Origin of the sequence: Streptomyces sp. NPDC007025 (assembly GCF_042869455.1) — a bacterium.
Classification (GTDB): Bacteria; Actinomycetota; Actinomycetes; order Streptomycetales; family Streptomycetaceae; genus Streptomyces.
Genome location: NZ_JBIAFT010000014.1, coordinates 54046 through 81013, shown reverse-complemented (window position 1 = coordinate 81013; position 26968 = coordinate 54046). Strand labels below are relative to the sequence as shown.

The window sequence follows — 26968 nt, the reverse complement described above, 5'->3', positions numbered from 1 at the left end:
CGGCCTTCGCGCTGGCCGTCGTCCTGCCGCCCCGGTTCACCCCCGAGCGGGTGCGCAACGACCGCAGATATCGCACGCTGGACAAGTACCGCTTCATCGTGGGCTTTCTGGCCCTGCCGCTGGCCTTCTACGCGGTCTTCGTCATCTCCCCGTTCCTCCAGGCGATCTACTACTCGTTCACGGACTGGGCGGGCGGTGCCACGGCGAACTTCGTCGGCTTCGACAACTACGTGAAGATGTGGCACGACGAGCGGTTCTGGGCCTCCCTCCAGTCCAGTCTGCTGCTGCTGGTCGTCGTTCCGCTGGTCACTCTGGCGCTGGGCATCTTCTTCGCCTACATGATCACCGCGGGTGGACGGCACCGCAGGGGGCAGGCGGTCTCGGGCGTGGCGGGCTCCTCGCTCTACAAGATCGTCTATTTCTTCCCGCAGGTGCTGTCCATCGCGCTGATCGCCGTGGTGTGGCAGCAGGTCTACAGCTCCCGCAGCGGACTGCTCAACGGCCTGCTCGGCTCCGTGGGGCTGGAGGGGCTCGAGCAGCGCTGGCTCGGCGGCGACTACGAGCTCGCCCTCTTCTCGACCATGGCGGTGATCGCCTGGAGCTTCGTCGGCTTCTACGTGGTGCTCTTCTCGGCCGCCATGGGCGCCATCCCCAAGGACATCTACGAGGCCGCGCTGCTGGACGGCGCCGGGCGCGCCGCCACCTTCTTCCGGGTCACCCTGCCGCTGATCTGGGACACCGTGCGCACCGGCTGGATCTACATGGGCATCCAGGCCCTGGACGCCTTCGCGGTCGTGCTGATCATGGTGCCGCCGCATGCGCTGAAGGTGACCCCGGTCTACCTCTACGAGCGTTTCCGGGAGGGGCAGTTCGGCTACGCCACGGCCATCGGCGTGGTGCTCCTCGTCCTCAGCATGGTCTTCACACTGATCGTGATGCGGGTCGGGCGCCGTGACCAGATCGAGTACTGAGAAGCGGGGCTGCGAAGCGATGAGTGCCGAACCGATGTCCACCGACGCCGTCACCGACCGGGCGGAGGAGCCCACCGCGTCCCCCTCCCCGCAGGCCGCCGGGGACGCGGCGCGCTCCGGCCCGGGGCGCGGCGGGAGCGGCGTGCTGAACGTCTTCTCGCACGCCTTCCTGATCGCCTGGGTGGTGATGGCGGCCGGGCCGCTGATCTGGGTGGCGCTGACCGCCTTCCGCCCCACCGCGGACTTCCTCAACGACCCGATGGGCCTGCCGACCTCGCTCCACTGGCAGAACTTCGCGCACGCCTGGACCGAGGCCAAGATCGGCCGGTACGCGTTCAACTCGGTGATCATCCTGGCGGGCTCGCTGACCGGCACCATGCTGCTGGGCTCGATGGCGGCCTACGTCATCGCCCGGTTCACCTTCCCCGGCAACCGGTTCGTCTTCCTGCTGTTCGCCGGCGGCATGATGTTCCCGGTGATCCTGGCGCTGATCCCGCTCTTCACGATCATGGACAACATGTCCCTGCTCGACACCCGCCCGGGCCTGATCATCGCCTACATCGCCTACTCGCTGCCCTTCACCACTTTCTTCCTCACCTCGTTCTTCCGGACCCTGCCCAGCGGGGTCCAGGAGGCCGCGATGATCGACGGGGCCTCGCACACCCGGACGTTCTTCCAGGTGATGATGCCCATGGCCAAGCCGGGCCTGGTGAGCATCGGGATCTTCAACTTCCTCGGTCAGTGGAACCAGTACCTGCTGCCGTTGCTGCTCAACAACGAGGACGAGAACAACTACGTGCTGCCGCAGGGGCTCGCGGCGTTGACGGTGTCGCAGGGGTACGCGGGAGACTGGGGAGCCCTGTTCGCCGGGCTGACCATCGCCATGGTGCCGGTGCTGGTGGTCTATGCCGTCTTCCAGCGGCAGGTGCAGGCGGGCCTGACGGCCGGTGCCCTGAAGTAGGCAGGTCTAATCCTCCGTGGGGCGCAGTGATTTCAGGTTGGCCACGAAAGTGGCCTAGACCTGTGCGGCAGAATATGCCGTGAGTAGTCTCTGCGCCGTAGCGGCACGGGGGAACACCTCACCGAGCGGTCGGGGCCCTCCTCGACCGACGCTGCCCGGGAGGTCCGGGTCGCGCCCGGAGTGTGACGCATCACCTGCGAGCAAGTCGACACCGATGTCGAAGGGTTGAGCAACATGAACAAGAGAGCAGCGGCGGCCGGCGCCGCAGTGCTCGCCATGGCACTGAGCGTGACCGCCTGCGGCGGTGACAGCGGGGGCTCCGGGGACAAGAACACCATCAAACTGGTGGCCGCCGACTACGGCGACAAGAAGTCCAACGCCTCCAAGATCTACTGGGACAAGGTGGCCGAGGACTTCGAGAAGCAGAACAAGGACATCAAGGTCGACGTCCAGGTCATCAACTGGAACGACATCGACAAGCAGGTCAAGACGATGATCCAGAGCGGCAACGTGCCGGATCTGCTGCAGACCGGCGGCTACGCCGACAAGGTCGCCGACGACCTGCTCTACAAGGCGGACGACGTCCTCTCGCCCGCGACGCAGAAGAACCTCATCCCCTCCTTCGCCAAGGCCGGCGAGGTGGACGGCACCCAGTACGGCATCCCGTGGGTCTCCTCCTCGCGCGTGCTCTTCTACAACAAGGAGGTCTTCAAGAAGGCGGGCATCAAGAACCCGCCGAAGACCTGGGACGAGCTGGCCGACGCCGCGGAGAAGATAAAGAAGTCCAAGGCCGCCGACACCCCCTACGCGCTGCCCCTCGGCCCCGAGGAGGCCCAGGGCGAGATGATGATGTGGGAGCTGGGCAACGGCGGTGGCTACACCGACGGCAGCGGCAAGTACACCATCGACAGCGCCAAGAACGTCGAGACCTTCAACTGGCTGCAGGACAACCTGGTCAAGCCGGGGCTGACCTACTCCAACCCGGGCACCACCGACCGCAAGACCGCTTTCGCGGACTTCGCGGCCGGCAAGGCGGGCATGCTCAACGGCCACCCGAGCCTGGTCCAGATGGCCAAGCAGGGCAAGGTCGACTACGGCGTCACCACCATCCCCGGCAAGGACGGGCCGCTGAAGTCCACCCTCGGCGTCGCCGACTGGATGATGGCCTTCAAGGACGGCGGCAAGCAGAAGCAGATCAAGAAGTTCCTCGACTTCGTCTACTCGAAGAAGATGCTGAAGTTCGACGAGATGTACAACTTCCCGCCCGTCACCCAGGACGCGCTGGAGACGATGCAGTCCAACGGCAAGCACGAGGACCTGAAGCCCTTCTTCGACGAGCTGCAGAACGCCAAGTTCTACCCGCTGGGCGACCCGTCCTGGGACGTCGTCTCCGCCGAGATCAAGAAGAGCGGCGGCAAGGCGGCCAAGGAGGACCCGAAGAAGGTCCTCGGCGACCTGCAGAAGAAGGCGGAGGAGGCGGCGGCCGACAAGTAGGCCGCTGCCCGCACCACCCAGCACCTCCGTACCGCAAGGAGACCCCGTGTCAATGAAGGCCCCGCCGTCCCCGGCCCGCAGGAGCCGGGGACGGGGAGGGCAGTCCGGCCGGCCGGTCCGCCGCACGAGCGGCGGGCTGGCCCGGCTGGGCCCGCTCCCCTGGATCGCCCCTGTCGTCCTGCTCATTCTCGCTGTCGTCGTCTGGCCCGTCATCGAGCTGATCAGGACCTCGTTCCTGAACATCAGCATCGCGGGGATCGTGCGGGGCTCGGCCGGCACCGACAAGTACAAGAAGCTCTTCGACGAGACCGACTTCGGGCACGTCCTGCTGTGGACCGTGCTGTGGACCGTCGTGGTCGTCGGGGTGACGATGCTGCTCTCGCTGTGCCTGGCGCAGCTGTTCAACCAGAACTTCCCGGGCCGCCGCGTCACCCGCTGGGCCCTCATCGCACCCTGGGCCGCCTCGGTGCTGATGACGGCGATCGGCTTCAAATGGATGCTCAACCGGACGGCCGGTGTCCTGAACACCGTCATGATCGATCTGGGCATCATCGACGACTCCAAGGACTGGCTGGGATCGGCCGGTACCGCCTGGCCCTGGATGATGTTCGTGGCGGTCTTCGTCTCGCTGCCCTTCACCACCTACACCCTGCTGGCCGGGCTCCAGACGATCCCGGCCGACGTCTACGAGGCCGCGCGGATCGACGGCGCCGGCTCCTGGCAGACCTACAAGGGCATCACGCTGCCGCTGCTGCGCCCGGCCTTCCTCGTCGGCGTGGTCATCAACCTGATCAACGTCTTCAACTCGTTCCCGATCATCTGGGCGATGACGCAGGGCGGACCGGGCAGCGACACCGCGACGACCACGGTGTTCATGTACAAGCTGAAGGAGACGGACATCGCCGAGTCCGCGGCGATGTCGGTGGTCAACTTCGCGATGGTCGTCGTGCTCGTGCTGATCTTCCTGAAGGTCAGCCGGTGGAACGAGGAGGACTGATGGCGACCGCAACCCAGACCGCCGGAGCCGGCCCCGGCCGCGACCCCGAGTCCGCCGAGCCGGGTCCCGCCGCGCCGGCCAGGCCGGCTGCGCGGCCCCCGAAGCGCGTCTTCCGGCCCCGCACCCTGGTGATCACCGCCGTGGCCTGGCTGCTCGCGGCCCTGTTCCTCGCGCCGTATCTGGAGATGATCGTCACGGCCCTGCGGCCGGCGGACGAGCTGCGGGACCGCACCTATCTGCCGGACACGCTGAACTGGTCGAACTTCATCGACGTCTGGAAGGAGTCCTCGCTCGGGGACAACCTCCAGGTGACGCTGCTGATCTCCGGCGGCGCCACGATCCTGGTGCTGCTCGTCTCGCTGCCGGCCGCGTACTACACGGCGCGGATGCGGTTTCGGGGACGGAAGTGGTTCCTGCTGCTGGTGCTGGTCACCCAGATGTTCCAGCCGACGGCGCTGCTGGTGGGGCTCTACCGGGAGTTCCACCAGCTGGAGATGCTCAACTCGATCTGGACGCTGATCCTCACCAATGCCGCGTTCAACCTGGCCTTCGCCGTGTGGATCCTGACCGCCTACATCGGGTCGATCCCGCCGGAGCTGGAGGAGGCGGCGATGGTGGACGGCACCAGCCGCTTCGGGGCGATGATCAAGGTGACGCTGCCGCTGGCACTGCCGGGCGTGGTGACCGCGGTGATCTTCACCTTCATCACCTCCTGGAACGAGTTCGTGATGGGGCTGACGCTCTCCACCGAGCCGGACAAGCAGCCGCTGACCGTCGGGATCAACAACTTCATCGGCGCCTACACGGTGCAGTGGAACTACCTGTTCGCCGCGTCGGTCGTCGCGATCATCCCGGTGATCGTCCTGTTCGCCTTCATCGAGCGGCACGTGGTCTCCGGCCTGACCGCGGGCTCCGTGAAGTGACCGCTCGCCGCACCTCGGCCGGCCATCGGCCGGCCGGGGCACGGTCGCGCGCGGATTCGCACCGCGGACTCCGCCGAGCGCCGTACACGGGCAGAAAGCGGGCATAGACTTCTGCACGCCCGTGGCTGTTCCCGGGCCCCGGCCGCCGCTGGGGACCCGGCGCCTTCTCCCCGCTCAGCTCCGTATGATGAGCCACAAATGAGCACCAGCTGTTCCCCGCCCGGTTCGCAGGGCTTGACGGGAAGAACCGCCGGGGCTCTGCTAAGGGTTCAGATGTTGGAGACAAGCGGGGAGTGAACAGTGGTGGAGACTCCGGGGTCGCAGTCCTCGCTGCACCGGGCCAATCTCGAGCGTGTCGTACGGGCGGTCCGGATGGCCGGTTCGCTCACCCAGGCGGAGATCGCCCGCGGCACGGGGCTGTCGGCGGCGACCGTCTCCAACATCGTCCGTGAGCTCAAGGACGCCGGGACCGTGGAGGTCACCCCCACCTCGTCGGGCGGACGCCGGGCCCGTGCCGTCTCGCTGAGCGCCGACGCCGGGATCGTCGTCGGGGTCGACTTCGGCCACTCCCACCTGCGGGTCGCTGTCGGCAACCTGGCGCACACCGTGCTGGCCGAGGACGCCGAGCCCATCGACGTGGACGCCTCGGCCCAGCAGGGCTTCGACCGTGCCGAGCGCCTGGTGCGGCGGCTGGTGGGGGAGAGCGGCATCAGCCCGGGCAAGGTCATCGGCATCGGGCTGGGCGTCCCGGGCCCCATCGACATCGAGACCGGTGTGCTCGGCTCCACCGCCATCCTGCCCGGCTGGGCGGGGACCAACCCGCGCGACGAGCTCGCCGCGCGGACCGGGGTGCCCGTCTACGTCGACAACGACGCCAACCTCGGCGCGCTCGGCGAACAGGTCTGGGGCGCCGGCCACGGCGCCCGCGACCTGGCCTACATCAAGGTCGCCAGCGGCGTCGGCGCCGGCCTGGTGATCAACGGCCAGATCTACCGCGGCCCGGGCGGCACAGCGGGCGAGATCGGGCACATCACGCTGGACGAGTCCGGCCCGGTCTGCCGCTGCGGCAACCGCGGCTGCCTGGAGACCTTCACCGCGGCCCGCTACGTGCTGCCGCTGCTGCACTCCAGCCACGGCACGGATCTGACCATGGCGCGGGTGGTGCGGCTGGCGGCGGAGGGCGATCCGGGCTGCCGCCGGGTCGTCGCGGACATCGGCCGCTACATCGGCAGCGGTGTCGCCAGCCTCTGCAACCTCCTCAACCCCTCGCGGGTCGTGCTCGGCGGCGACCTCGCGGAGGCGGGGGACCTGGTGCTGGGTCCGGTGCGGGACTCGGTCGCGCGTTACGCCATCCCCAGCGCGGCGCGCCGGCTGAAGGTCCTTCCCGGCGAACTCGACAGCCGCGCCGAGGTGTTGGGCGCCCTCGCGCTGGTCCTCGACGAGATGGGCGACGCCACCCTGGTGGACGCCGCGTCGGCGGCTGCCTGAGGGGCGTCCCGTTCACCGGACGGCAACATCCTGGGTTTCTGTCTTCAACGGATGGCATCGTTGTCGTCTCGTTAAGTATTAGCTTATTGACCGCTGAGTTTCCTGCGAGTTGACTTCCGGACACCCCGGCCGCACCGCCGCGGCCCCGTCAGGGAGGTCTCTGAAATGCACGCAGCGCTGCGCGGCATCGCCCTCGGCACCATCACGCTCTCGCTCGCCCTCAGCACGGCCGCCTGCGGCAGTGCGGACCAGGCGGACGGCAAGGACAGCGACAAGTCCAAGAAGGGTCCGCTGACCATCGGGCTGCTGCTGCCCGAGAACCAGACGGCCCGCTACGAGCGGTTCGACAAGCCGCTGATGGTCAAGAAGATCAAGGAACTGGCGGGCAAGGACACCAAGGTCCTCTACGCCAACGCCAAGCAGGACGCCAATCTGCAGCAGCAGCAGGTCGAGACGATGATCACCAAGAAGGTCGACGCGCTGATCGTCGACGCGGTGGACGCCAAGTCGATCTCCAGCTCGGTCAAGAAGGCCGACGACAGCGACATCCCCGTCGTGGCCTACGACCGGCTGGCCGAGGGCCCGATCAAGGCCTACACCTCGGTCGACAACCCCCGGGTCGGCAGAATCCAGGCCCAGTCCCTGCTCGACGAGCTGGGCGACAAGGCCGACAAGGGCAAGATCGTCATGATGAACGGCTCCGTCACCGACCCGAACGCCAAGATGTACAAGGACGGCGCCCACTCCGTCCTCGACGGCAAGGTGAAGGTCGGCAAGGAGTACGACACCAAGGAGTGGAAGCCGGAGAACGCCAACGAGAACATGAAGGGCGCCATCTCCTCGCTCGGCAAGAAGAACATCGTCGGCGTCTACTCCGCCAACGACGGCATGGCGGGCGGCATCATCACCGCGCTGAAGCGCGCGGGCTTCGACAAGGACAAGCTGCCCCCGGTCACCGGCCAGGACGCCGAGCTCAACGCGGTGCAGCGGATCCTCGCGGGCTCGCAGTTCATGAGCGTCTACAAGCCCTACGTGCCCGAGACCTCGGCGGCCGCGGAGTTCGCCGTCGCGCTGGCCCGCGGCGAGTCCTTGGACAAGATCGCTTCCTCGAAGACCGACAGCCAGTCCGAGAAGGGCGTCCCGACGAAGATCGTCACGCCGCTGCCGCTCACCAAGGACGACATCAAGAAGTACGTCGGCAAGTCCGGATTCTTCACGGCCAAGGAGATCTGCACCGCCGACTTCAAGAAGGCGTGCACCGAGGCGGGCATCAAGTAACCCCTCAGGCGGCCGGCCCGCCCACCGCCGCGGCGGTGGGCCCGGGCACGGCCCCGGGGCAGAAGGAGTGATTCACGTGTCCGCTACGCCCGTGCTGGCGTTGCGCGGAGTCTCCAAGCGGTTCGGCGCCGTCCAGGCGCTCACGGACGTCGAGCTGGAGGTCCACCCCGGCGAGGTCGTCGCACTCGTCGGGGACAACGGTGCAGGAAAGTCCACCCTGGTCAAGGCCATCGCGGGCGTCGGCCCGGCCGACGAGGGCACGGTGGAATGGAACGGCGAACCCGTCCGGATCGACCGGCCGCACGACGCCCAGGAACTGGGCATCGCGACCGTCTACCAGGACCTTGCGCTGTGCGACAACCTCGATGTCGTCGGGAACCTCTTCCTCGGCAACGAGATCAAGCCGCGCGGGATCCTGGACGAGGTGGAGATGGAGCGCCGCGCCCGCGAGCTGCTCTCCACGCTCTCCATCCGCATCCCCAGCGTCCGCGTCCCCGTCGCCTCGCTCTCCGGCGGGCAGCGGCAGACCGTCGCCATCGCCCGCTCGCTGCTGGGCGAGCCCCGCGTCGTCATCCTCGACGAGCCCACGGCGGCGCTCGGTGTCGAGCAGACCGCGCAGGTCCTCGACCTGGTCGAACGGCTCCGGGAGCGGGACCTGGGAGTGCTGCTGATCAGCCACAACATGGCGGACGTCCGGGCCGTCAGCGACCGGGTCGCGGTGCTGCGCCTCGGCCGCAACAACGGGACGTACACGGTGAGCGAGACCACCCAGGAGGAGATCGTCTCCGCGATCACCGGGGCGACCGACAACGTCGTCACCCGCCGCGACGCCCGTACCGCCCAGAACGCGCGCCCGAAGGAGGTGCAGCAGTGACCACCGACACCCCCACGAACGGCACGCCGGCCGACGACGCGCCCGTGGACACGGCGAAGGCCCCGGAGGACGGGGCGAGCGGAGCGCCGGCCCCGGCAGCCGAGGTCTCCACCGTCGACCCCCGGCTGCTGGTGCGCCAGCAGGGCTTCAGCGGCTACCTGGACGTCCTGCTGCGCCGGCTGCGGACCGGCGAGCTGGGCTCGGTCCCGGTCGTCATCGGCCTGCTGGTCATCGGCGTGGTCTTCCAGCTCCAGGACTCGGCGTTCCTGAGTGCGAACAACCTCAGCAACCTGTTCGTGCAGAGCGCGGGCACCGGGCTGATCGCCGTGGGGATCGTCTTCGTGCTGATCCTCGGCGAGATCGACCTGTCGGTCGGTTCGGTCAGCGGCATGTCCGCGGCGGTGCTGGCCGTCCTGAACATCAACCACGGGATGAACGAGGTCCTGGCGGTCCTGCTGGCCATCCTCACCGGGATGGCGGCCGGCGCCGTCCACGGCTTCTTCTTCGCCAGGATCGGCGTCCCGGCCTTCGTGGTCACCCTGGCGGGTCTGCTGGGCTGGAACGGCTTGATGCTCCAGATCCTGGGGCCGAGCGGAACGATCAACCTCGACGGCGACGGCGTGGTGGCACATCTCACCAACTACTACTTCGCCGACAAGGCGGCGGCCATGGGCCTGGCCACCGTCTGCGTGCTGGCCTTCCTGGCCTTCTCGCTGCTGGACGCGCGGCGGCGCAAGGCGGCCGAGGTACCCAGCCGCCCGCTGAGCGAGATCCTGCTGCGCACCGTGATCCTGGCGGTCCCGGCCTACGCGGCGGCGGCCGTCTTCAACTCCTACCGGGGGCTGCCGCTGGCCGTGGTGATCTTCCTGGGCATGGTCGTCCTCGGCGACTTCGTGCTGCGCCGTACGGGCTACGGCCGCAAGGTCTTCGCCGTCGGCGGGAGCAGCGAGGCGGCCGGCCGGGCCGGGATCAACGTGCCGCTGATCCGGATCACGGTCTACGCGATCGCGGGAACGATGGCGGCCGTCGGTGGACTGTTCTTCGCGTCACAGATCAATGCGGCCAACCAGTCCTCCGGCGCGGGCAGCCTGCTGATGAACTGCATCGCCGCAGCCGTCATCGGCGGCACCAGCCTCTTCGGCGGCCGCGGGAAGACCTGGTCGGCGCTGTTGGGCGCGCTGGTCATCCAGTCGATCAACTCGGGCATGGCGCTGCTGGGCACCGGCTCCGCGCTGCGCGACATGATCACCGGCGCGGTGCTGCTGGCCGCGGTGGTGATCGACTCGGTCTCCCGGCGGACGCAGAAGACCGCCGGGCGGGCCTGACCCGTCCGGGGCCGGAAGCCGCGGGAGGGACCCTCGCATGGGCGTCCGGCCTGCGGGTCCAACCGGCCCGACGGCGGATTCCGAGTCCGCCGCACACCCGCCCGGCCTGCGGCCGGGCCACCAGGGGTACCCCGGGAGATCTCCCGGGGTACCCCTCGCGCGTGACCGGCCCGGGACCGGTCCGGGGCGGTGCCGGGACCGGTGCTGGGCGAGTCCGGGACCGGTGCGGGCCGGTGGGGAGACCGGCGGAGGCTCGGCATTCGTGTGACTGAGTTGCCACCGTCCGGTGAACCTGTGCGGCGGCGGAACATTAGACTTTGGGAGCACCTCTTCCGGACCCGGTCCGGTGGTACCTCCGGGCCGCGGCCCGGAGGAGGAATCGGTACGGTCCGACAACGACGGCTCTCGACAGCGTTCGATCACGCTTGACGCAAGGAGGTACGGGTGGCGTTGCTGACCCGCATCAGGGGACCACGCGATCTGGACCGGCTCGCTCCGGAGCAGCTCGAGGAGCTGGCCGAGGAGATCCGCACCTTCCTGGTCGAAGCGGTCTCCAAGACCGGTGGCCATCTGGGTCCGAACCTGGGCGTGGTGGAGCTGACCATCGCCTTGCACCGGGTGTTCGACTCGCCGAGAGACCGGGTGCTGTTCGACACCGGGCACCAGTCGTACGTGCACAAGCTGCTGACCGGGCGGCAGGACTTCTCGAAGCTGCGGCTCAAGGGCGGCCTGTCGGGTTACCCCTCGCGCGCCGAGTCGGCGCACGACGTGATCGAGAACTCGCACGCCTCGACGGTGCTGGGCTGGGCGGACGGCCTGGCCAAGGCGAACGAGGTGCGGGGCGCCGACGACCATGTGGTCGCGGTCATCGGCGACGGCGCGCTGACCGGCGGAATGGCCTGGGAGGCGCTCAACAACATCGCCGCGGCCCAGGACCGGCCGCTGGTGATCGTGGTCAACGACAACGAGCGCTCCTACTCGCCCACCATCGGCGGACTCGCCGACCATCTGGCCACGCTGCGCACCACCGACGGCTACGAGCGCTTCCTCGCCCGCGGCAAGGACGTGCTCAACCGCACTCCGGTGGTGGGCAAGCCGCTGTACGAGACGCTGCACGGCGCGAAGAAGGGGCTGAAGGACTTCATCGCGCCGCAGGGGATGTTCGAGGACCTGGGGCTGAAGTATGTCGGCCCGATCGACGGGCACGACATCACGGCGGTGGAGTCGGCGCTGCAGCGTGCCAAGCGGTTCGGCGGCCCGGTGCTGGTGCACTGCCTCACCGAGAAGGGCCGTGGCTACCAGCCCGCCCGGCAGGACGAGGCCGACCAGTTCCACGCCGTCGGGGTCATCCACCCTGACACCGGGCTGCCGGTGAAGTCCTCGGGTGCTGACTGGACTTCCGTCTTCAGCGAGGAGATGGTCGCGCTCGGCCGGGAGCGCAAGGACGTTGTCGCCATCACGGCGGCCATGATGCGGCCGGTCGGACTGCACGCCTTCGCACAGGAGTTCCCCGAACGCGTGTACGACGTGGGGATCGCCGAGCAGCACGGCGCGGTCTCCGCCGCCGGGCTCGCGACCGGCGGACTCCACCCCGTCTTCGCCGTCTACGCCACCTTCCTCAACCGCGCCTTCGACCAGCTCCTGATGGACGTGGCACTGCACCGGTGCGGCGTGACCTTCGTGCTGGACCGCGCCGGGGTCACCGGTTCGGACGGCGCCTCGCACAACGGCATGTGGGACATGTCCATCCTCCAGTGCGTGCCCGGCCTGCGGCTGGCCGCGCCCCGCGACGCCGACCAGGTGCGCGCCCAGCTGCGCGAAGCCGTCGAGGTGGACGACGCGCCGACCGTGGTGCGCTACTCCAAAGGCGCCGTCGGCCCCGCCGTCCCCGCACTGCGCCGGATCGGCGGCATGGACGTGCTGCGGGAGCCCGCCGAGGACGCGGCCGGCGACGCGCTGATCGTGTCCGTCGGAGCGCTCGCGCCGATGTGCCTGGAGATCGCCGACCTGCTGGACAAGCAGGGGATCACCGCCACCGTGGTGGACCCGCGCTGGGTCAAGCCGGTCGACGAGGCGCTCCCCGCACTGGCGGACCGGCACCGGGTCGTCGTCACCGTCGAGGACAACAGCCGTGCGGGCGGCGTCGGCTCCGCCGTGGCGCAGGCGCTGCGGGACGCCGGAGTGGACGTGCCGCTGCGGGACTTCGGCATCCCCGAGCGCTTCCTGGACCACGGCTCCCGCAAGGAGATCATGGCGGAGATCGGACTCACCGCGCCGGACATCGCCCGGCAGGTGACGGGGCTGGTCGCCAAGCTGGAAGGACGCTTCGACGCGGCACGTGCCGAGGTGGCCAGCGACTGACCCGCGCCACGCGGCTCGCGCCCCGCGGCTCGTCGGCCGCGGGCCCGGGCCCTGTCCGGCGGCGGGTCCGCCGGTCGGAGGCCCGATTCCGGGGCCGAGGAGGCCGCGGAGCCGGGGGCTCGCTAGATTGAGCGGTATGCCGCTGTCCCTCGCCACGGAGCGCCCTACCACCGCCGCGCGCGCCAAGGACGCGGTGGCGAACCGGACGCGGCTCCTCGCCGTCCTCGCCGTGCTCACGATCCTCACCCGCCTCCCGTCCTTCGCCCGCACACCGTGGAACCCGGACGAGGGATATCTGGCCACGCAGGCGCGCCAACTGGCCGACGGCGGCGTCCTCTACGACACGGTCGTGGACCGCAAGCCCCCGTTCGTGCCGCTGCTCTACCGGGGTGCCTTCGCGGTCTTCGGCGACGGCTCGCTGTGGCCGGTGCGGGTCGCGGCCGTCGTCGCGGTCGTGGTGGGAGCGGCGCTCGCCGCTTCCCTGGCGTCCCGCCGCTGGGGTGAGCGGGCCGGGTGGACGGCGGGGATCTGCTACGTCTTCCTGTCGGTGGGGCTCAAGCCGGAGGACACCCAGGCGGCGACGTTCGAGGTCTTCATGCTGCCGTGGACCGTCGCCGCGATCTGGTACGCCGAGCGAGCCCGGTGGCTCGGGGCCGGGCTGGCGGTCGCCGGAGCGGTGCTCTCGAAGCAGACCGGTGGTGCGGTGCTGCTGCCGGTCCTGGTGCTGCTGTGGCAGTACCGAGCCGGCTGGCCGGCGGTCGTCCGGGTGGCCGCCGGAGCGGCGCTCCCGGTGGTGAGCGCCGCTCTCGCCTTCGATCCGGGGCGGTTCCTGTACTGGATAGCGACGGGTTCCGGCTCCTATCTCTCCGCCGACGGCGCCGGACTCAAACCGCTGCTGCGCGCCCTCGCCGGGGTCGGGCTGCTCACGCTCGCCGCGCTGCCGCTCGTCGTCGCCCTCGTCCGCGCCGTCCGCTCCCGCCGTGCGGGCTCCCGCACCGCCGCAGAGCCCCCCGCGCGCGATCCGCTGCGCGGCACCGCCGATCTGTGGATCTGGCTGGCCGCCTCGTTCGGAGCCGTCACCGTGGGCTTCCAGTTCTTCGGGCACTACTTCCTCCAGCTCGTCCCGCCCCTCGCGGTCCTCGGCGCGGCGGCGCTGCACGGGCTGACCGCCCGGGCCGCCACCGCTGCGCTGGCCGCGACGGCCTTCCTGGCCTGCGCGTTCGTCGGCTGGGGCTTCACCGCCAGCCGGGCCGAGGTCGACCATGCGCGCCGGCTGGCCGACACCGTGCGCTCCTACACCGACCGCAAGGACCGGGTGCTGCTGTGGGGCATGCACCCGGAGGGGTACTGGCTGTCCGAGCGCTCACCCGCCTCCCGCTATCTGACCGCCGGGTTCCTCACCAACTTCAGTGGCGGACGCGGCGAGGCCCGGGTGGGGGAGCGCTATGCGATGGACGGTGCCTGGCCGCAATTCGAGCGCGAACTGCGCAGGAGGCCGCCGGAGTTGATCGTGGACGACTCGCGCGGCAAACGGTACGGGGTCCAGCAGATCCCCACCCTGCGCCGCCACCTCGCCCGGCATTACGAGAAGGTGGCCACCATCGACGGCTCGTCCTTCTACCTGCGCAACCGGCCGGACCTCCACTCCACCTCCCGGGCGGGCCACGCCCCGCGGGCCCGCTGACCACGGACGCCGCCCGGCTCGAATTGCGCCCCACCCGCCTCACACGCCCCATCGACCCCATGCGGCCCCCGGTTGTCCAGCTTCCGCTCCCCGGCTGATCGCCTGCTGTTCGCCTGCGGCGGCTACGTTCGCGGCCGCGTGCGCCGGTGCGTCGCACGCGGTTCAGCCACGGCACGGGGGAAACGGGTGGTCAGCATGTCATTCGAGCAGGAGTGGGCCGGACTCAAGGCCGCGTACGCGCCGGAGTCCGCGGTGCACACGCGGCTCGCCGGGACCGGCGGAACCGGAGGATGCGGCAGCGGGACCGGTGGCGGGCAGCAGACCGGGCCGCGGCTCCATGTCACCGCCCACGTGCTGCGGGGCCGCGCGGGACGCGCCGGGACGGTGCGGGGCCAGTTCCTGAAGGCGGACGACGAGGTCATGCGGGAGACCGGCGAGATCACCGGCAGCCTCGGCGGCTTCCGGACCGAGACCGCGCTCGCCACCTTCCAGGAGCGCTGGCGCGACCAGATGTCCTACGTCGACGAACAGTTCTCCGGTACGGCGTCCGCGCTGCGCACCGCCGCCGGCGCGTTCACCACCGAGGACCACCGCCGCAAGACGGACATCGACCGCATCGCGGCCGCCACGGACCGCCGCGGCCGGGGCGACGAGAGCGGCCCGGACGCCGGGAACGGCAGCGGCGCGCACAACGGCAGGCACCTCCCGGCCACGAGCGGCTCCCGATGAGCGACGGGCTCGGCTACACCGAGGTACGGCACGCCGACCTCACCCCGCTGAGCGAGGCCGTGACCAAGTGGAGGACCGCACCGGGCAAGTTCGAGCAGGTCGCCACCAACTTCGCCACCGAGGTCGTCAAGGGCCTGGCCGACTCGGACTGGGAGGGCGAGAGCGCCGAGGCGGCCTGGCGCAGGTTCCGTACCGTGCGGGCCCAACTGCTGGCCGCTCAGGAGGAGGCGCGCCGGACGCACAGCGTGCTGTCCGAGGCGCTGGGCAGGTTCCGCTCCGCCCAGAAGGTGCTCCAGGACATCGCCGACGAGCTCGAGGGCCATGAGCACCTGCGGCTCGACCCGCGCGACGGCACCGTCTCCCTGCAGCTCACGGACGAGGAGGAGCAGCACCGCACCCTGTGGGCCAAGGCCTACCGCGAGATCATCACCGGCTACCGGGACCGCACCCTCGCGGCGCTCGGCAGCGCGGACCAGGCCGACCGGGACCTCGCGCACGCGCTGACGGCCGACGTCAACGGCACCGCGCGCGGCTTCAACGACCGGGCGTACGACAGCCTGGCGGCCGCCCGTGCCCGGGCGGCCCGGGATCTGAAGGAGGCCCTGCGCCTGGCGCGGGCCGAGAACGGCACGACCAGCTCCGCCCGGCTGGAGCGGATCACCGCGCTGATCACCCGGCACAGCCAGGACCCGGAATTCGCCGCGCGGTTCGCCACCGAACTCGGGGCCGAGCGGACGCTGCGGCTCTGGTACAACGCCACCCATCCGCACCATCCGGACCATCCGGACACCGAGATCGACGACGCGGCGTGGTGGAAGTCGGCCTCGGTGCTCCAGGAGTCGCTGAGCACCACGCTGGCCAACGCCACGCAGCTGGACACCCCCGCGATGCGGCAGTGGCAGCAGGACATGATCGCGCTGGGCGACCAGCGGCTGGAGAGCAGCGGCGGCCGGACGCACCCCTACGGCTTCCAGCTCATGAGCAACCTGATGCACTCGGGCACCTACGACGCCGGGTTCCTGAACCGCTACGGAGACCGGCTCGTGACCTGGGACGAGAAGCTCAACACCCGCGACGGCTACGCCTACTGGGCCAACTCCGCGGACACCGACGACCTCGACCCCGGCGGTGCCCCGGGCAGCACCGGACACGACGCGCTGGTCGGCTTCCTGGAGGCCCTGGGGCACAACCCCGGTGCCGCCACCACCTTCTTCGCACAGCCCGCGGACGTCGGCGGGGTGGTGGACCGCGACGGCGAACTCGACGACCGCCTGGCCTACCTGACCCAGGACCGCAACTGGATCTTCGACGGCAACACCGGTGCGGGCCCCCGCGAGCTGCCCGGGCACGAAGCGCTCGGCCACGCCCTCACCGCCGCCGCCACCGGCTACGCCTGGGACGATCCGCAACTGGCCGGAAAGGATGCGGAGCTCTTCCGGCGCGGCGGCGACCGGCGCACCGCCGCGACCGCGGACGTCATGGAACAGGTCGTCCACGTCTACGGCGGCCCGGAGGGCCCCCGACTGCTGCACGAGCAGCCCGCGCTCGCGCCGAGCCTCGGCGCGATGGGCGGCGCCTACGTGGACGACCTCAACCGAGCCGTCTCCGGGGTCGGCGACTCGCTCCAGAGCACCGGCGCCTTCCCGCCCGCCTACCCGGGCGCCGCCGCGCTCAGCCGGGGGCAGGCCGTCGACTTCCTCAGCGTACTGGGCCAGGACGAGACCTCGCACGGCCTGATGAGCCAGGCCGAACACCTCTACACGCTGGACAGGTTGGCCCACAATCCGCCGTCCGCGAACGAGGAGAGCTGGGCGGCTGGGCGGCGGGTGCTGCTCACCGAGGCCGAGGCCCGGGGCACGCTCGACCACTCCCGCGTGCAGCACATCGAGGCGCAGTACGCCGCCGACAGCGCCGAGGCCCAGCGGGCCTTCCGCGAGTCGGCGAACTGGACCCGGGTCGGCATCAGTTCCTCGGCACCGGCCCTCGCCAACGGCATCCTCTCGGTGGTCGGGAAGAGCGGACCCTGGGGCGTGGTGATTCCCATCGCACAGGCGGGCGGGGTGGAGTTCGCGAAACTCTTCCACGACGACGCGGTTTTCGGCGGACCCGATCTCCCCGATCCCCCGGAGAACATGGATCAGTTCTTCGCCCGTGGGGAGCGGGATCTCGGATCGACCGCGGAGAAATATCTGGAGAACTACGGGAAGGGCCCGGATGTGACCGGGGATCTCGCCGACGACATCAAGTCCAAGTACCTGGCCGTCGGTCCGCAGGGCGACGCATTCGAGGGCCGCGAGCCCTATACGGGGTAAGACGAGGCTGCACGGGCGGCCGGAAGTCTTTCCGGGGACGCCGACGGCCCGCTCCCGGCACTCCGCGAGGAGCGCCGCGAGCGGGCCGACCGGATCCCGCCGGGCGCGGTGCCCCGTGCCCGGCGGAGAGGAGTGCTAGCGGCTCACTCCGGGATGCTGGCGAGGCCCGGGGCCAGGAAACGGCGGCCGGCGGCACGCTCGCTGACGCCCTCGCGGTCCAGGTAGGGCGTGACCCCGCCGAGATGGAAGGGCCAGCCGGCACCGGTGATCAGGCACAGGTCGATGTCCTGGGCCTCGGCCACCACGTCCTCGTCCAGCATCAGCCGGATCTCCTCGGCGATGGCGTCCAGCGCCCGCTCCCGCACCTGCTCCTCCGTCAGGACGGTGTCCCCGACCTGGAAGAGGCCGGCGACCTCCGGGTCCATCTCCTGGGTGCCCGGCACATAGAGGTTCCGCTTGCCGGCCTCGACGACCCGGCCCAGGTTCTCGGAGACGGCGAACCGGTCCGGGAAGGCGGCGTGCAGGGTGCCCGCGACGTGGTGCGCGACGGCCGGGCCGACCAGCTCCAGCAGCTGGATCGGCGACATCGGCAGCCCGAGCGGCGCCAGCGCGCGGTCGGCGGTCTCGACCGGGGTGCCCTCGTCGATGGAGCGCAGCACCTCGCCGAGGAACCGGGTCAGCACCCGGTTGACGACGAACGCGGGGGCGTCCTTGACCAGCACCGCGGTCTTCTTCAGCTTCTTGGCGACACCGAACGCGGTGGCCAGCGCCGCGTCGTCGGTCTGCTCGCCCCGCACGATCTCCAGCAGCGGGAGGATGGCGACCGGATTGAAGAAGTGGAAGCCCACGACCCGCTCGGGGTGCTTGAGCTGCGAGGCCATCTCGCTGACGGACAGCGAGGAGGTGTTCGTCGCGAGGATGGCGTGCTCCGGCACGGCCGCCTCGACCTCGGCGAACACCTTCTGCTTGACGCCCATCTCCTCGAAGACGGCCTCGATCACGAAGTCGGCGTCGGCGAACGCGGTCGCCTTGTCGAGCGAACCGGTCACCAGGGCCTTGAGCCGGTTGGCCTTGTCCTGGTTGACGCGGCCCTTGAGCAGCAGCTTGTCGATCTCCTCGTGGCAGTAGGCCACACCCTTGTCGACCCGCTCCTGGTCGATGTCGGTCAGCACGACCGGCACCTCCAGACGGCGCGCGAACAGCAGGCCGAGCTGCGAGGCCATCAGCCCGGCGCCGACCACGCCGACCTTGGTGACGGGACGCGCGAGGTCCCTGGAGGGGGCGCCCGCCGGACGCTTGGCGCGCCGCTGCACCAGGTTGAAGGCGTAGATGCCGCTGCGCAGCTCCCCGCCCATGATCAGGTCGGCGAGCGCCTGGGTCTCGGCCTCGAAACCCTTGCGCAGATCGCCGTTCTTGGCCGCGGCGATGATGTCCAGGGCGCGGTAGGCGGCCGGAGCCGCACCGTGCACCTTGCTGTCGGCGATCTGCCGGCCGCGCTCGACAGCCGCGTCCCACGCCTCGCCGCGGTCGATCTCGGGGCGTGCCACCTCGATCTCGCCCTTGAGCACGGCGGCGGTCCAGCGCAGCGACTCCTCCAGGAAGTCGGCGCCCTCGAACAGTGCGTCGGCGATGCCCAGCTCGTAGACCTGGGCGCCCTTGAGCTGCCGGTTCTGGTTGAGCGAGTTCTCGACGATGACGCTGACCGCGCGGTCGGCGCCGATCAGGTTCGGCAGCAGGGCGCAGCCGCCCCAGCCGGGTACCAGGCCGAGGAAGACCTCGGGCAGCGAGAAGGCGGGCAGCGCGGCCGAGACGGTGCGGTAGGTGCAGTGCAGTCCCGCCTCGACGCCGCCGCCCATCGCCGCGCCGTTGTAGTAGGCGAAGGTCGGCACGGCCAGGTCGGACAGCCGGACGAAGACGTCGTGGCCGCCCTTGCCGATGGCGACCGCGTCCTCGTGCCGCTTCAGCAGCTCGACGCCCTTGAGGTCGGCGCCGACCGCGAAGATGAAGGGCTTGCCGGTGAGGCCGACGCCCTTGATCTCGCCGTCCGCGGCCTCCTTCTCCACCTGGTCGAGGGCGGCGTTCAGGTTGGCCAGCGACTGCGGCCCGAAGGTGGTGGGCTTGGTGTGGTCCAGCCCGTTGTCCAGCGTGATCAGGGCGAACCGGCCCGCGCCGGACGGCAGGTCGAGGTGGCGTACATGCGCCTGAGTGACGACCTCGTCCGGGAACAGCTCGGCCGCACCCTTCAGCAGCTCAGCGGTGCTCATTCTTACTTGCCCTCCCAGTGGGGGTTCTCCCAGATGACGGTCCCGCCCATGCCGAAGCCGACGCACATGGTGGTCAGGCCGTAGCGGACGTGCGGCTGCTCCTCGAACTGGCGGGCGAGCTGGGCCATCAGCCGCACGCCGGAGGAGGCCAGCGGGTGGCCGAAGGCGATGGCGCCGCCGTACTGGTTGACGCGCGGGTCGTCGTCGGCGATGCCGTAGTGGTCCAGCAGCGCGAGCACCTGGACGGCGAACGCCTCGTTGACCTCGAACAGGCCGATGTCGTCGATCGACAGCCCGGCCTGGGCCAGCGCCTTCTCGGTGGCCGGCACCGGGCCGACGCCCATCACCTCCGGCTCCACACCGGCGAACGAGTAGGCGACCAGCCGCATCTTGACCGGCAGCCCCAGCTCCCGGGCGACGTCCTCGGCGGCGATCAGGGAGGCGGTGGCGCCGTCGTTCAGACCGGCGGAGTTGCCCGGGGTGACGCGGCCGTGCGCGCGGAAGGGCGTCTTGAGCCCGGCCAGGTTCTCCAGGGTGGTGCCGGGCCGCATCGGCTCGTCGGCGGTGGCCAGACCCCAGCCGGTCTCACCACCCTCGGGCGAGGTGCGGCGGATCGAGATCGGCACCAGGTCCGGCTGGACCCTGTCGTTCGCGTACGCCTTGGCGGCCTTCTCCTGGCTGCGGACCGCGAAGGCGTCGGCGCGCTCCTTGGTCAGGTGCGGGAAGCGGTCGTGCAGGTTCTCGGCGGTCATGCCCATGAACATGGCCGACTCGTCGACCAGCTTCTCCGAGACGAAGCGCGGATTGGGGTCCACGCCCTCGCCCATCGGGTGCCGGCCCATGTGCTCGACACCGCCGGCGACGACGAGGTCGTAGGCGCCGAAGGCGATCGAGCCGGCGGTTGTCGTCACGGCCGTCATCGCGCCCGCGCACATCCGGTCGATGGAGTAGCCGGGGACGGTCTTCGGCAGCCCCGCGAGGATCCCGGCGGTGCGACCCAGGGTCAGCCCCTGGTCACCGATCTGGGTGGTCGCCGCGACGGCGACCTCGTCGATGCGCTCCGGAGGCAGGTCGGGGTTGCGGCGCAGCAGCTCGCGGATGCACTTGACGACCAGGTCGTCGGCGCGGGTCTCGTGGTAGATGCCCTTGGGGCCCGCCTTGCCGAACGGTGTGCGGACGCCGTCGACGAAGACGACGTCCCTTGCGGTACGAGGCACGTTGGCTCTCCTCCAGGTGCGGCCAGGGGTCGGTCGACCCCCATGCTACTTACCGGTAACCAGGTGGCAAGGGGCCGCCCGGCCGAGGGGCACACGTCACATCGCCAGGTGCGCGCCGCGCCCCGCCGCACACTCACCCGGAGAGCGTAGGAGCGCCTCCGGGCGCCGCTCAGGCCGAGGCCGTCAGCGCGACGCGCAGCAGCTCGGCGGTCTGCCCGATCTGCCACTCACGCGCCCCCAGCGCCCGCAGCGCACCGGAGACCGCCTCCGCGGTCGCCTCCGCCGGCGGCTCCCAGCACAGCCGGCGCACCGTGTCCGGGGTCAGCAGATTCTCCTGCGGCAGGTTCAGCTCCTCGGCGTGCCGGGTGACGGCCGCCCGGGCGGCCGCCAGCCGTGCCGCCGCAGCCGGATCCTTGTCCGCCCAGGAGCGCGGCGGCGGCGGACCGTTGGTGGCCTGCGACTGCTGCGGCAGCTCCTCGTCGGACAGCGCGCGGGCCCGCTCCACGGCGGCCTGCCACTGGTCGAGCTGCTTGCGCCCGGCCCGCTGGCCGAACCCGGGCAGCGCCCCCAGGGCCCGCGCGTCCGCCGGCAGGGCCAGCGCCGCCTCCACGATCGCCGCGTCCGAGAGCACCTTGCCCGGCGAGACGTCCCGCTTGCGTGCCACCGCGTCCCGGGCCTGCCACAGCTCCCGCACGACGGCCATCTGCCGGCGCCGCCGCACCTTGTGCATGCCCGACGTGCGCCGCCAGGGATCCTTGCGCGGCGGCGGGGCCGGGGCGGCCGCGATGGCCGCGAACTCCTCCCGGGCCCACTCCAGCTTCCCCTGCCGGGCCAGCTCCTCCTCCAGTGCGTCCCGCAGGTCCACCAGCAGCTCCACGTCGAGCGCGGCGTACCGCAGCCAGGGCTCGGGCAGCGGGCGGGTGGACCAGTCGACGGCCGAGTGGCCCTTCTCCAGGGCGTAGCCGAGGACGTTCTCCACCATCGCGCCCAGGCCCACCCGCGCGAAACCGGCCAGCCGGCCGGCGAGTTCGGTGTCGAAGAGCCGCGTGGGCCGCATGCCTATTTCCCGCAGGCAGGGCAGATCCTGGCTGGCGGCGTGCAGTACCCACTCGGTGCCCGCCAGCGCGGCGTCCAGCGCCGAGAGGTCCGGGCAGGCCACCGGGTCGACCAGCGCGGTGCCCGCGCCCGCGCGGCGCAACTGCACCAGATAGGCCCGCTGCCCGTAGCGGTACCCGGACGCGCGTTCGGCGTCGACGGCCACCGGGCCGCTGCCCGCGGCGTAGGCGTCGGTCACCCGCGCCAGCTCCTCGGCCGTCACGGTGACGGGCGGAATCCCCTCACGTGGCTCCAGAAGTGGGACCGGCGCCGGCGCTGAGTCCTGGGCATGGGCCTGAGCTGCGGATGCTGATGCGGTCTCTTGGGCGTCGGTCACCAGCCAAGGGTATCTGCGCGCACGCAATGGCGAGCGCCCGCCGACGGAACGTTACGCCGACGGGCGCCGGGGAGGCCGGCCGGCCGTGGGAGGTGGGGAGAGGAGGGGCAGGGGAGCGGCAGAGCTCCGCACGGGGGTGTCCGGTCAGTGGATGATGCCCGTCCGCAGGGCGACGGCGACCATGCCCGCGCGGTCGCCGGTGCCCAGCTTGCGGGCGATCCGGGCGAGGTGGCTCTTGACGGTGAGCGCCGAGAGCCCCATCGACACGCCGATGGCCTTGTTGGACTGGCCCTCGGCCACCAGGCGCAGCACCTCGACCTCGCGGCCGGACAGTTCCCGGTAGCCGCCCGGGTGACCCGGGCCGCCGGGGCCGCCGCCCGGCCTGCGGTGCATGCGCGCGGCAGCGGCCGCGCCGATCGGGGCGGCGCCGTGCCGGGTGGGCAGCGGGCCGCCCAGGTTGGTGCGGGTGCCGGTGACGACGTAACCCTTGACGCCGCCTGCGAGTGCGTTGCGTACCGCGCCGATGTCGTCCGCCGCCGACAGTGCCAGCCCGTTCGGCCAGCCCGCGGCTCTGGTCTCGGACAGCAGACTGAGCCCGGAGCCGTCGGGCAGGTGGACGTCGGCCACGCAGATGTCGCGTGGGTTGCCGATTCGGGGACGGGCCTCCGCGATGGACGACGCCTCGATCACGTCCCGCACGCCGAGAGCCCACAGATGGCGGGTCACGGTGGAACGGACGCGGGGGTCGGCCACGACGACCATGGCCGTCGGCTTGTTCGGGCGGTAGGCGACCAGGCTTGTGGGGTGCTCAAGAAGAACAGACACCGGGCCTCCTGAGGGAGTGGCTGTGGGGGACGGAACCCAACGAGTCGGGTATTCCGTGTGAAGGGTCACAGACTCCTTCGGCACCTTCTCCATGCCTCTTTAGAGAAAGATCACGAATTAGTGACCCGAAATTCCACAATCCAGTTTCCTGGGGCATTTTCAGGGCGCGAAAGATTCCTTTGTCTACACAGAGACGAGGGGTCGACGACCGGAATTGCACAGCGGCTTTGTAGACAAAACGCCGTATCCGGCGGGAGCGGCACCCGCCGGACACGGCGATCGGGAGGCCGGACGGCGGGCACGCGGTGCCCCCGGGCACGACAGCGGCCCCGCCCGCCGGGAGGCGGACGGGGCCGGAGTGAGTCGGGGTGAGCCGGGTGGACCGTCGCTAGCGCGGCCCGCGGCGCTGGGGGAGCTGCACCACGGAACTGCCCTCGCCCGTCTCGGGGGGCAACCCGGCGCACTGGCAGAGGAGTTCGCACCACGCGGTCAGATGTGCCGCCGCGTCCGGGGTGCCGCCCTCCGGGGTCCAGCTCGCCCGGATCTCCAGCAGCTCCTCGGCGGCGCGCTCCGCCAGTCCGCCGAAGAAGGCCGAACTCGACCGCGTCACCGTGCCGCTCGGCTCCGAGTACCCGGCGCCCCGGGCCTCCAGGGCGCCGGTCAGCCAGGTCCACGTCACCTCGGGCAGCAGCGGGTCACCGGCGATCTCCGGCTCCAGCTCGGCCCGCCCCAGCGTGACCACCCGGAAGGTGCCCTGCCAGGAGTCCTGGCCCTGCGGGTCGTGCAGCAGCACGAACCGCCCGTCCGCCAGCTCGGAATCCGTGCCCTCCGGGTCGGTGACCGCCGCCTCCAGCGCGAAGGAGTACGGCGCCAGTCGCCGGGGTGCGGGGAGGACGGAGAGCTGGATCTCCGGGCGCGGGCGGGTCTCGCTCAGTGCCGCGACCGCCGCCCGGAATGGCGGTGGTGCCGAGTCCCCGCCCCCGCCGCCGGATCCTCCCGTCCCGCTGGTGTCTTCCACTCCGCCGGAGCCTCCCGCCTTCGCCGCCCGAGCCGCAGTCATGGGCCGAAGGGTAGGCGGACGGCGCGCCCGAGGTCGGTAGGGACACCCCATCAGGCCATGGGAGACTCGGTGCGTGAGTGGAAACGACCGCCCTGAGGGCCAGCCGACGCCGCCCCGGGACACCCGAGCGCCCGCTACCCCGCACACCGCGTTCGACTCCGCGTTCCTGCGCGCGTGCCGCCGAGAGCCGGTGCCGCACACCCCGGTGTGGTTCATGCGGCAGGCCGGACGCTCGCTGCCCGAGTACCGCAAGCTCCGCGAGGGCATCGCGATGCTGGACTCCTGCATGCGGCCCGACCTGGTCGCCGAGATCACCCTGCAGCCCGTGCGCCGGCACAAGGTGGACGCCGCGATCTACTTCAGTGACATCGTCGTCCCCCTCAAGGCCATCGGTGTCGACCTCGACATCAAGCCGGGGGTCGGGCCCGTCGTCGAGAAGCCGATCCGCAGCCGCGCGGACCTGGAGCGGCTGCGGGCCCTGGAGCCCGAGGACGTCGGGTACGTGACCGAGGCGGTCGGCATCCTCACCCGCGAACTCGGTGCCACGCCGCTCATCGGATTCGCCGGCGCGCCCTTCACCCTGGCCAGCTATCTCGTCGAGGGCGGCCCCTCGAAGAACCACGAGCACACCAAGGCGCTGATGTACGGCGACCCGGAGCTGTGGGCCGACCTGCTGGATCGGCTCGCGGACATCACCGCCGCGTTCCTGAAGGTGCAGATCGAGGCCGGCGCCGCCGCGGTGCAGCTCTTCGACTCGTGGGTGGGAGCGCTGGCACCCGAGGACTACCGGAACCGGGTGCTGCCCGCCTCCGCGAAGGTGTTCGAGGCCGTCGCGGGCTACGGCGTGCCGCGCATCCACTTCGGCGTCGGCACCGGCGAGCTGCTGGGACTGATGGGCCAGGCGGGCGCCGATGTCGTCGGCGCCGACTGGCGGGTGCCGGTGGACGAGGCGGCCCGCCGGGTGGGGCCGGGCAAGGCCGTCCAGGGCAATCTCGACCCGGCCCTGCTCTTCGCGCCGCGGGAGGCCGTCCGCCGGGGCGCAGCGGACATCCTCCAGGCCGCCCAAGGGCTGGAGGGCCACATCTTCAACCTGGGGCACGGGGTACTGCCGCAGACCGACCCCGCGGCGCTGACCGACCTGGTGGCATACGTGCACGAGCAGAGCTCCCGCTGAGCCACCCGGTCCCGCTCCGCAGATGCCCCCGAAGCGCCGGTGGCGCCCCGCCCGGCACCGTCTCGGCCCGGCGGTCCGGTGACGCGGCGGTCCGGTGACGCGGTGGGCGGGTGCGCCCGTCGGCGGCGGCCCCGGGCCCTCAGCCCTTCCGTACCGCTGCCGCCGCCTTCCGGGCCGCCACCAGCACCGGATCCCAGACCGGGCTGAAGGGCGGCGCGTAGCCCAGGTCCAGCGCCGTCATCTGCTCCACCGTCATGCCGGCGTGCAGGGCCACCGCGGCGATGTCCACGCGCTTGCCCGCGTTCTCGTGGCCGACGATCTGGAGGCCGAGCAGCCGCCCCGACCGGCGCTCGGCGATCATCTTGACGTGGATCGGCCGGGCTCCGGGGTAGTAGCCGGCGCGGGTCGTCGACTCGATCACGACGCTCTCGAACTGCAGCCCGGCAGCGGCCGCCTGTGCCTCCAGCAGCCCCGTCCTGGCGATCTCCAGATCGCACACCTTGCTGACGGCCGTGCCCACCACGCCGGGGAAGGTGGCGTAGCCGCCGCCGATGTTGGCGCCGATGACCTGCCCGTGCTTGTTGGCGTGCGTCCCCAGCGGAACATGCTGCTCCCGGCCGGAGACGAGGTTGAGCACCTCCACGCAGTCCCCGCCGGCCCAGATGTCCTCCCGGCCGCGCACCCGCATCGCCAGGTCCGTCAGCAGCCCGCCGGACTCGCCCAGCGGCAGGCCCGCCTGCCGGGCCAGCTCCGTCTCCGGCCGCACTCCCAGCCCCAGCACCACGACGTCCGCCGGGTACTCGGTCTCCTCCGTCACCACTCCGCAGGCCCGCCCCCGCCTGTCGGTGCGGACCTCGGTGACGGCCGCACCCAGCACCGTCTCGATGCCCAGTGCGCACATCGCCTCGTGCACCAGCCGGCCCATGTCCGGGTCGAGGGTGGACATCGGCTGCTCGGCCTTCTCCAGCACCGTCACCGCGTAGCCGCGCCGCACGAACGCCTCGGCCATCTCGACGCCGATGTACCCCGCGCCCACGACGACGGCCCTCGGCTCCGGCCCGGAGCCGCGCGCGAGGTCGACACGCTGCTCCAGCGCGTCCAGCAGTTCCTGGCCGTCCTCCAGCGTCTGCACCCCGTACACCCCCTCGGCGTCGATCCCGGGCAGCGGCGGGCGCACCGGCACGGCACCGGTGGCCAGCACCAGCCGGTCGTAGCCCAGCCAGTGCTCGGCGCGCTGCGGGTCGCGCAGCCGCACCCGCTGCCCGGCCGGGTCCAGCTCGACCGCCTCGGTGCGCATCCGCAGATCGATGCCGTGTGCCCGGTGCTCCTCGGGCGAGCGGGCGATCAGCGCGTCGCGCTCGGCGACGTCGCCGCCCACCCAGTACGGGATGCCGCAGGCGGAGTAGGACGAGAAGCGGCCGCGCTCCACCGCCACGATCTCCAGCTCCTCCGGCCCGCGGAGTCTGCGGGCCTGCGCCGCGGCCGACATCCCCGCCGCGTCGCCGCCGACGACCACCATCCGCTCCGCTGCCGCCATCGCCGACACTCCTCTCACGGGGCGGGCCGTACCGCCCACCGGACCTGCTGCCGTTGCCAGGG

Annotated in this window: 20 protein-coding genes; 14 read left to right on the top strand and 6 right to left on the bottom strand. The window is 71.1% G+C overall.

The features are described 5' to 3' along the window. Window positions 1-23: 23 nt before the first annotated feature. From ACFYMO_RS25690 to ACFYMO_RS25630, 13 genes are all read left to right on the top strand, one after another. Window positions 24-971, top strand: coding sequence for a carbohydrate ABC transporter permease (locus tag ACFYMO_RS25690; protein ID WP_388549394.1), 948 nt, complete (start codon window positions 24-26; stop codon window positions 969-971). Between the two features lie 19 nt (window positions 972-990). Then, window positions 991-1932, top strand: coding sequence for a carbohydrate ABC transporter permease (locus ACFYMO_RS25685; protein ID WP_388549220.1), 942 nt, complete (start codon window positions 991-993; stop codon window positions 1930-1932). A 234-nt stretch (window positions 1933-2166) separates the two neighbouring features. Next, entirely contained in the window at window positions 2167-3426 is a 1260-nt protein-coding gene (locus ACFYMO_RS25680) for an extracellular solute-binding protein (RefSeq protein WP_019357334.1), read from the top strand. 52 nt (window positions 3427-3478) lie between these two features. Next, a complete protein-coding gene (locus ACFYMO_RS25675; RefSeq protein ID WP_366771078.1) occupies window positions 3479-4423 on the top strand; it encodes a sugar ABC transporter permease in 945 nt (314 codons plus the stop codon). Beyond that, on the top strand, window positions 4423-5346 hold the full coding sequence (locus ACFYMO_RS25670; protein ID WP_366771029.1) for a carbohydrate ABC transporter permease: 924 nt from the start codon (window positions 4423-4425) through the stop codon (window positions 5344-5346). The genes ACFYMO_RS25675 and ACFYMO_RS25670 overlap by 1 nt, the downstream gene beginning before the upstream one ends. Window positions 5347-5649: 303 nt before the next feature. Further along, window positions 5650-6834: an ROK family transcriptional regulator gene (locus ACFYMO_RS25665; protein WP_366771079.1), complete on the top strand. Its 1185-nt coding sequence runs from the start codon at window positions 5650-5652 to the stop codon at window positions 6832-6834. Between the two features lie 165 nt (window positions 6835-6999). Then, window positions 7000-8112: a substrate-binding domain-containing protein gene (locus tag ACFYMO_RS25660; RefSeq protein WP_388549215.1), complete on the top strand. Its 1113-nt coding sequence runs from the start codon at window positions 7000-7002 to the stop codon at window positions 8110-8112. 67 nt (window positions 8113-8179) lie between these two features. Beyond that, entirely contained in the window at window positions 8180-8986 is an 807-nt protein-coding gene (locus tag ACFYMO_RS25655; RefSeq protein ID WP_074999911.1) for an ATP-binding cassette domain-containing protein, read from the top strand. Next, complete coding sequence (locus tag ACFYMO_RS25650; protein ID WP_388549212.1) at window positions 8983-10311, top strand: sugar ABC transporter permease; 1329 nt, start codon at window positions 8983-8985, stop codon at window positions 10309-10311. Before ACFYMO_RS25655 ends, ACFYMO_RS25650 begins: the two co-directional genes overlap by 4 nt. A gap of 444 nt (window positions 10312-10755) precedes the next feature. Then, the gene (gene dxs, locus ACFYMO_RS25645) at window positions 10756-12672 is read left to right on the top strand and encodes a 1-deoxy-D-xylulose-5-phosphate synthase (protein WP_019357327.1); all 1917 of its coding nucleotides are present in this window, start codon (window positions 10756-10758) and stop codon (window positions 12670-12672) included. Between the two features lie 136 nt (window positions 12673-12808). Next, on the top strand, window positions 12809-14356 hold the full coding sequence (locus ACFYMO_RS25640) for a glycosyltransferase family 39 protein (RefSeq protein ID WP_366771032.1): 1548 nt from the start codon (window positions 12809-12811) through the stop codon (window positions 14354-14356). Between the two features lie 195 nt (window positions 14357-14551). Then, window positions 14552-15085: a hypothetical protein gene (locus ACFYMO_RS25635; RefSeq protein WP_388549208.1), complete on the top strand. Its 534-nt coding sequence runs from the start codon at window positions 14552-14554 to the stop codon at window positions 15083-15085. Then, window positions 15082-17397 (top strand): hypothetical protein, encoded by a 2316-nt coding sequence (locus tag ACFYMO_RS25630; protein WP_388549205.1) that lies wholly within the window; start codon window positions 15082-15084, stop codon window positions 17395-17397. Before ACFYMO_RS25635 ends, ACFYMO_RS25630 begins: the two co-directional genes overlap by 4 nt. A 143-nt stretch (window positions 17398-17540) precedes the next feature. Here ACFYMO_RS25630 and ACFYMO_RS25625 read toward each other — a convergent pair whose 3' ends face one another. From ACFYMO_RS25625 to ACFYMO_RS25605, 5 genes are all read right to left on the bottom strand, one after another. After that, window positions 17541-19661: a 3-hydroxyacyl-CoA dehydrogenase NAD-binding domain-containing protein gene (locus ACFYMO_RS25625; RefSeq protein WP_388549202.1), complete on the bottom strand. Its 2121-nt coding sequence runs from the start codon at window positions 19659-19661 to the stop codon at window positions 17541-17543. A gap of 2 nt (window positions 19662-19663) precedes the next feature. After that, window positions 19664-20878: an acetyl-CoA C-acyltransferase gene (locus tag ACFYMO_RS25620; RefSeq protein WP_366771036.1), complete on the bottom strand. Its 1215-nt coding sequence runs from the start codon at window positions 20876-20878 to the stop codon at window positions 19664-19666. A 169-nt stretch (window positions 20879-21047) separates the two neighbouring features. Beyond that, the gene (locus ACFYMO_RS25615) at window positions 21048-22310 is read right to left on the bottom strand and encodes a ribonuclease D (protein ID WP_366771037.1); all 1263 of its coding nucleotides are present in this window, start codon (window positions 22308-22310) and stop codon (window positions 21048-21050) included. A 144-nt stretch (window positions 22311-22454) separates the two neighbouring features. Continuing rightward, window positions 22455-23135, bottom strand: coding sequence for a response regulator transcription factor (locus tag ACFYMO_RS25610; protein ID WP_099884917.1), 681 nt, complete (start codon window positions 23133-23135; stop codon window positions 22455-22457). A gap of 388 nt (window positions 23136-23523) precedes the next feature. Next, complete coding sequence (locus ACFYMO_RS25605; RefSeq protein ID WP_366771038.1) at window positions 23524-24195, bottom strand: DUF3000 domain-containing protein; 672 nt, start codon at window positions 24193-24195, stop codon at window positions 23524-23526. Window positions 24196-24268: 73 nt separating this feature from the next. On the opposite strand from ACFYMO_RS25605, the gene hemE reads away from it, so the two are divergent. Next, window positions 24269-25369, top strand: a complete 1101-nt coding sequence (gene hemE, locus ACFYMO_RS25600; RefSeq protein ID WP_388549197.1) for a uroporphyrinogen decarboxylase — start codon at window positions 24269-24271, stop codon at window positions 25367-25369. Window positions 25370-25508: 139 nt separating this feature from the next. On the opposite strand, the gene ACFYMO_RS25595 is transcribed toward hemE, so the two are convergent. Then, on the bottom strand, window positions 25509-26906 hold the full coding sequence (locus ACFYMO_RS25595) for an FAD-dependent oxidoreductase (protein ID WP_366771039.1): 1398 nt from the start codon (window positions 26904-26906) through the stop codon (window positions 25509-25511). Window positions 26907-26968: the final 62 nt, after the last annotated feature.

Bases quoted from the DNA above. Each gene is read 5' to 3' on its own strand.
- ACFYMO_RS25685 (WP_388549220.1), top strand. From the start codon at position 991: ATGAGTGCCGAACCGATGTCCACCGACGCCGTCACCGACCGGGCGGAG.
- ACFYMO_RS25680 (WP_019357334.1), top strand. From the start codon at position 2,167: ATGAACAAGAGAGCAGCGGCGGCCGGCGCCGCAGTGCTCGCCATGGCA.
- ACFYMO_RS25675 (WP_366771078.1), top strand. From the start codon at position 3,479: ATGAAGGCCCCGCCGTCCCCGGCCCGCAGGAGCCGGGGACGGGGAGGG.
- ACFYMO_RS25670 (WP_366771029.1), top strand. From the start codon at position 4,423: ATGGCGACCGCAACCCAGACCGCCGGAGCCGGCCCCGGCCGCGACCCC.
- ACFYMO_RS25660 (WP_388549215.1), top strand. From the start codon at position 7,000: ATGCACGCAGCGCTGCGCGGCATCGCCCTCGGCACCATCACGCTCTCG.
- ACFYMO_RS25640 (WP_366771032.1), top strand. From the start codon at position 12,809: ATGCCGCTGTCCCTCGCCACGGAGCGCCCTACCACCGCCGCGCGCGCC.
- ACFYMO_RS25635 (WP_388549208.1), top strand. From the start codon at position 14,552: ATGTCATTCGAGCAGGAGTGGGCCGGACTCAAGGCCGCGTACGCGCCG.
- ACFYMO_RS25630 (WP_388549205.1), top strand. From the start codon at position 15,082: ATGAGCGACGGGCTCGGCTACACCGAGGTACGGCACGCCGACCTCACC.
- ACFYMO_RS25625 (WP_388549202.1), bottom strand. From the start codon at position 19,661: ATGAGCACCGCTGAGCTGCTGAAGGGTGCGGCCGAGCTGTTCCCGGAC.
- ACFYMO_RS25605 (WP_366771038.1), bottom strand. From the start codon at position 24,195: ATGACTGCGGCTCGGGCGGCGAAGGCGGGAGGCTCCGGCGGAGTGGAA.
- ACFYMO_RS25595 (WP_366771039.1), bottom strand. From the start codon at position 26,906: ATGGCGGCAGCGGAGCGGATGGTGGTCGTCGGCGGCGACGCGGCGGGG.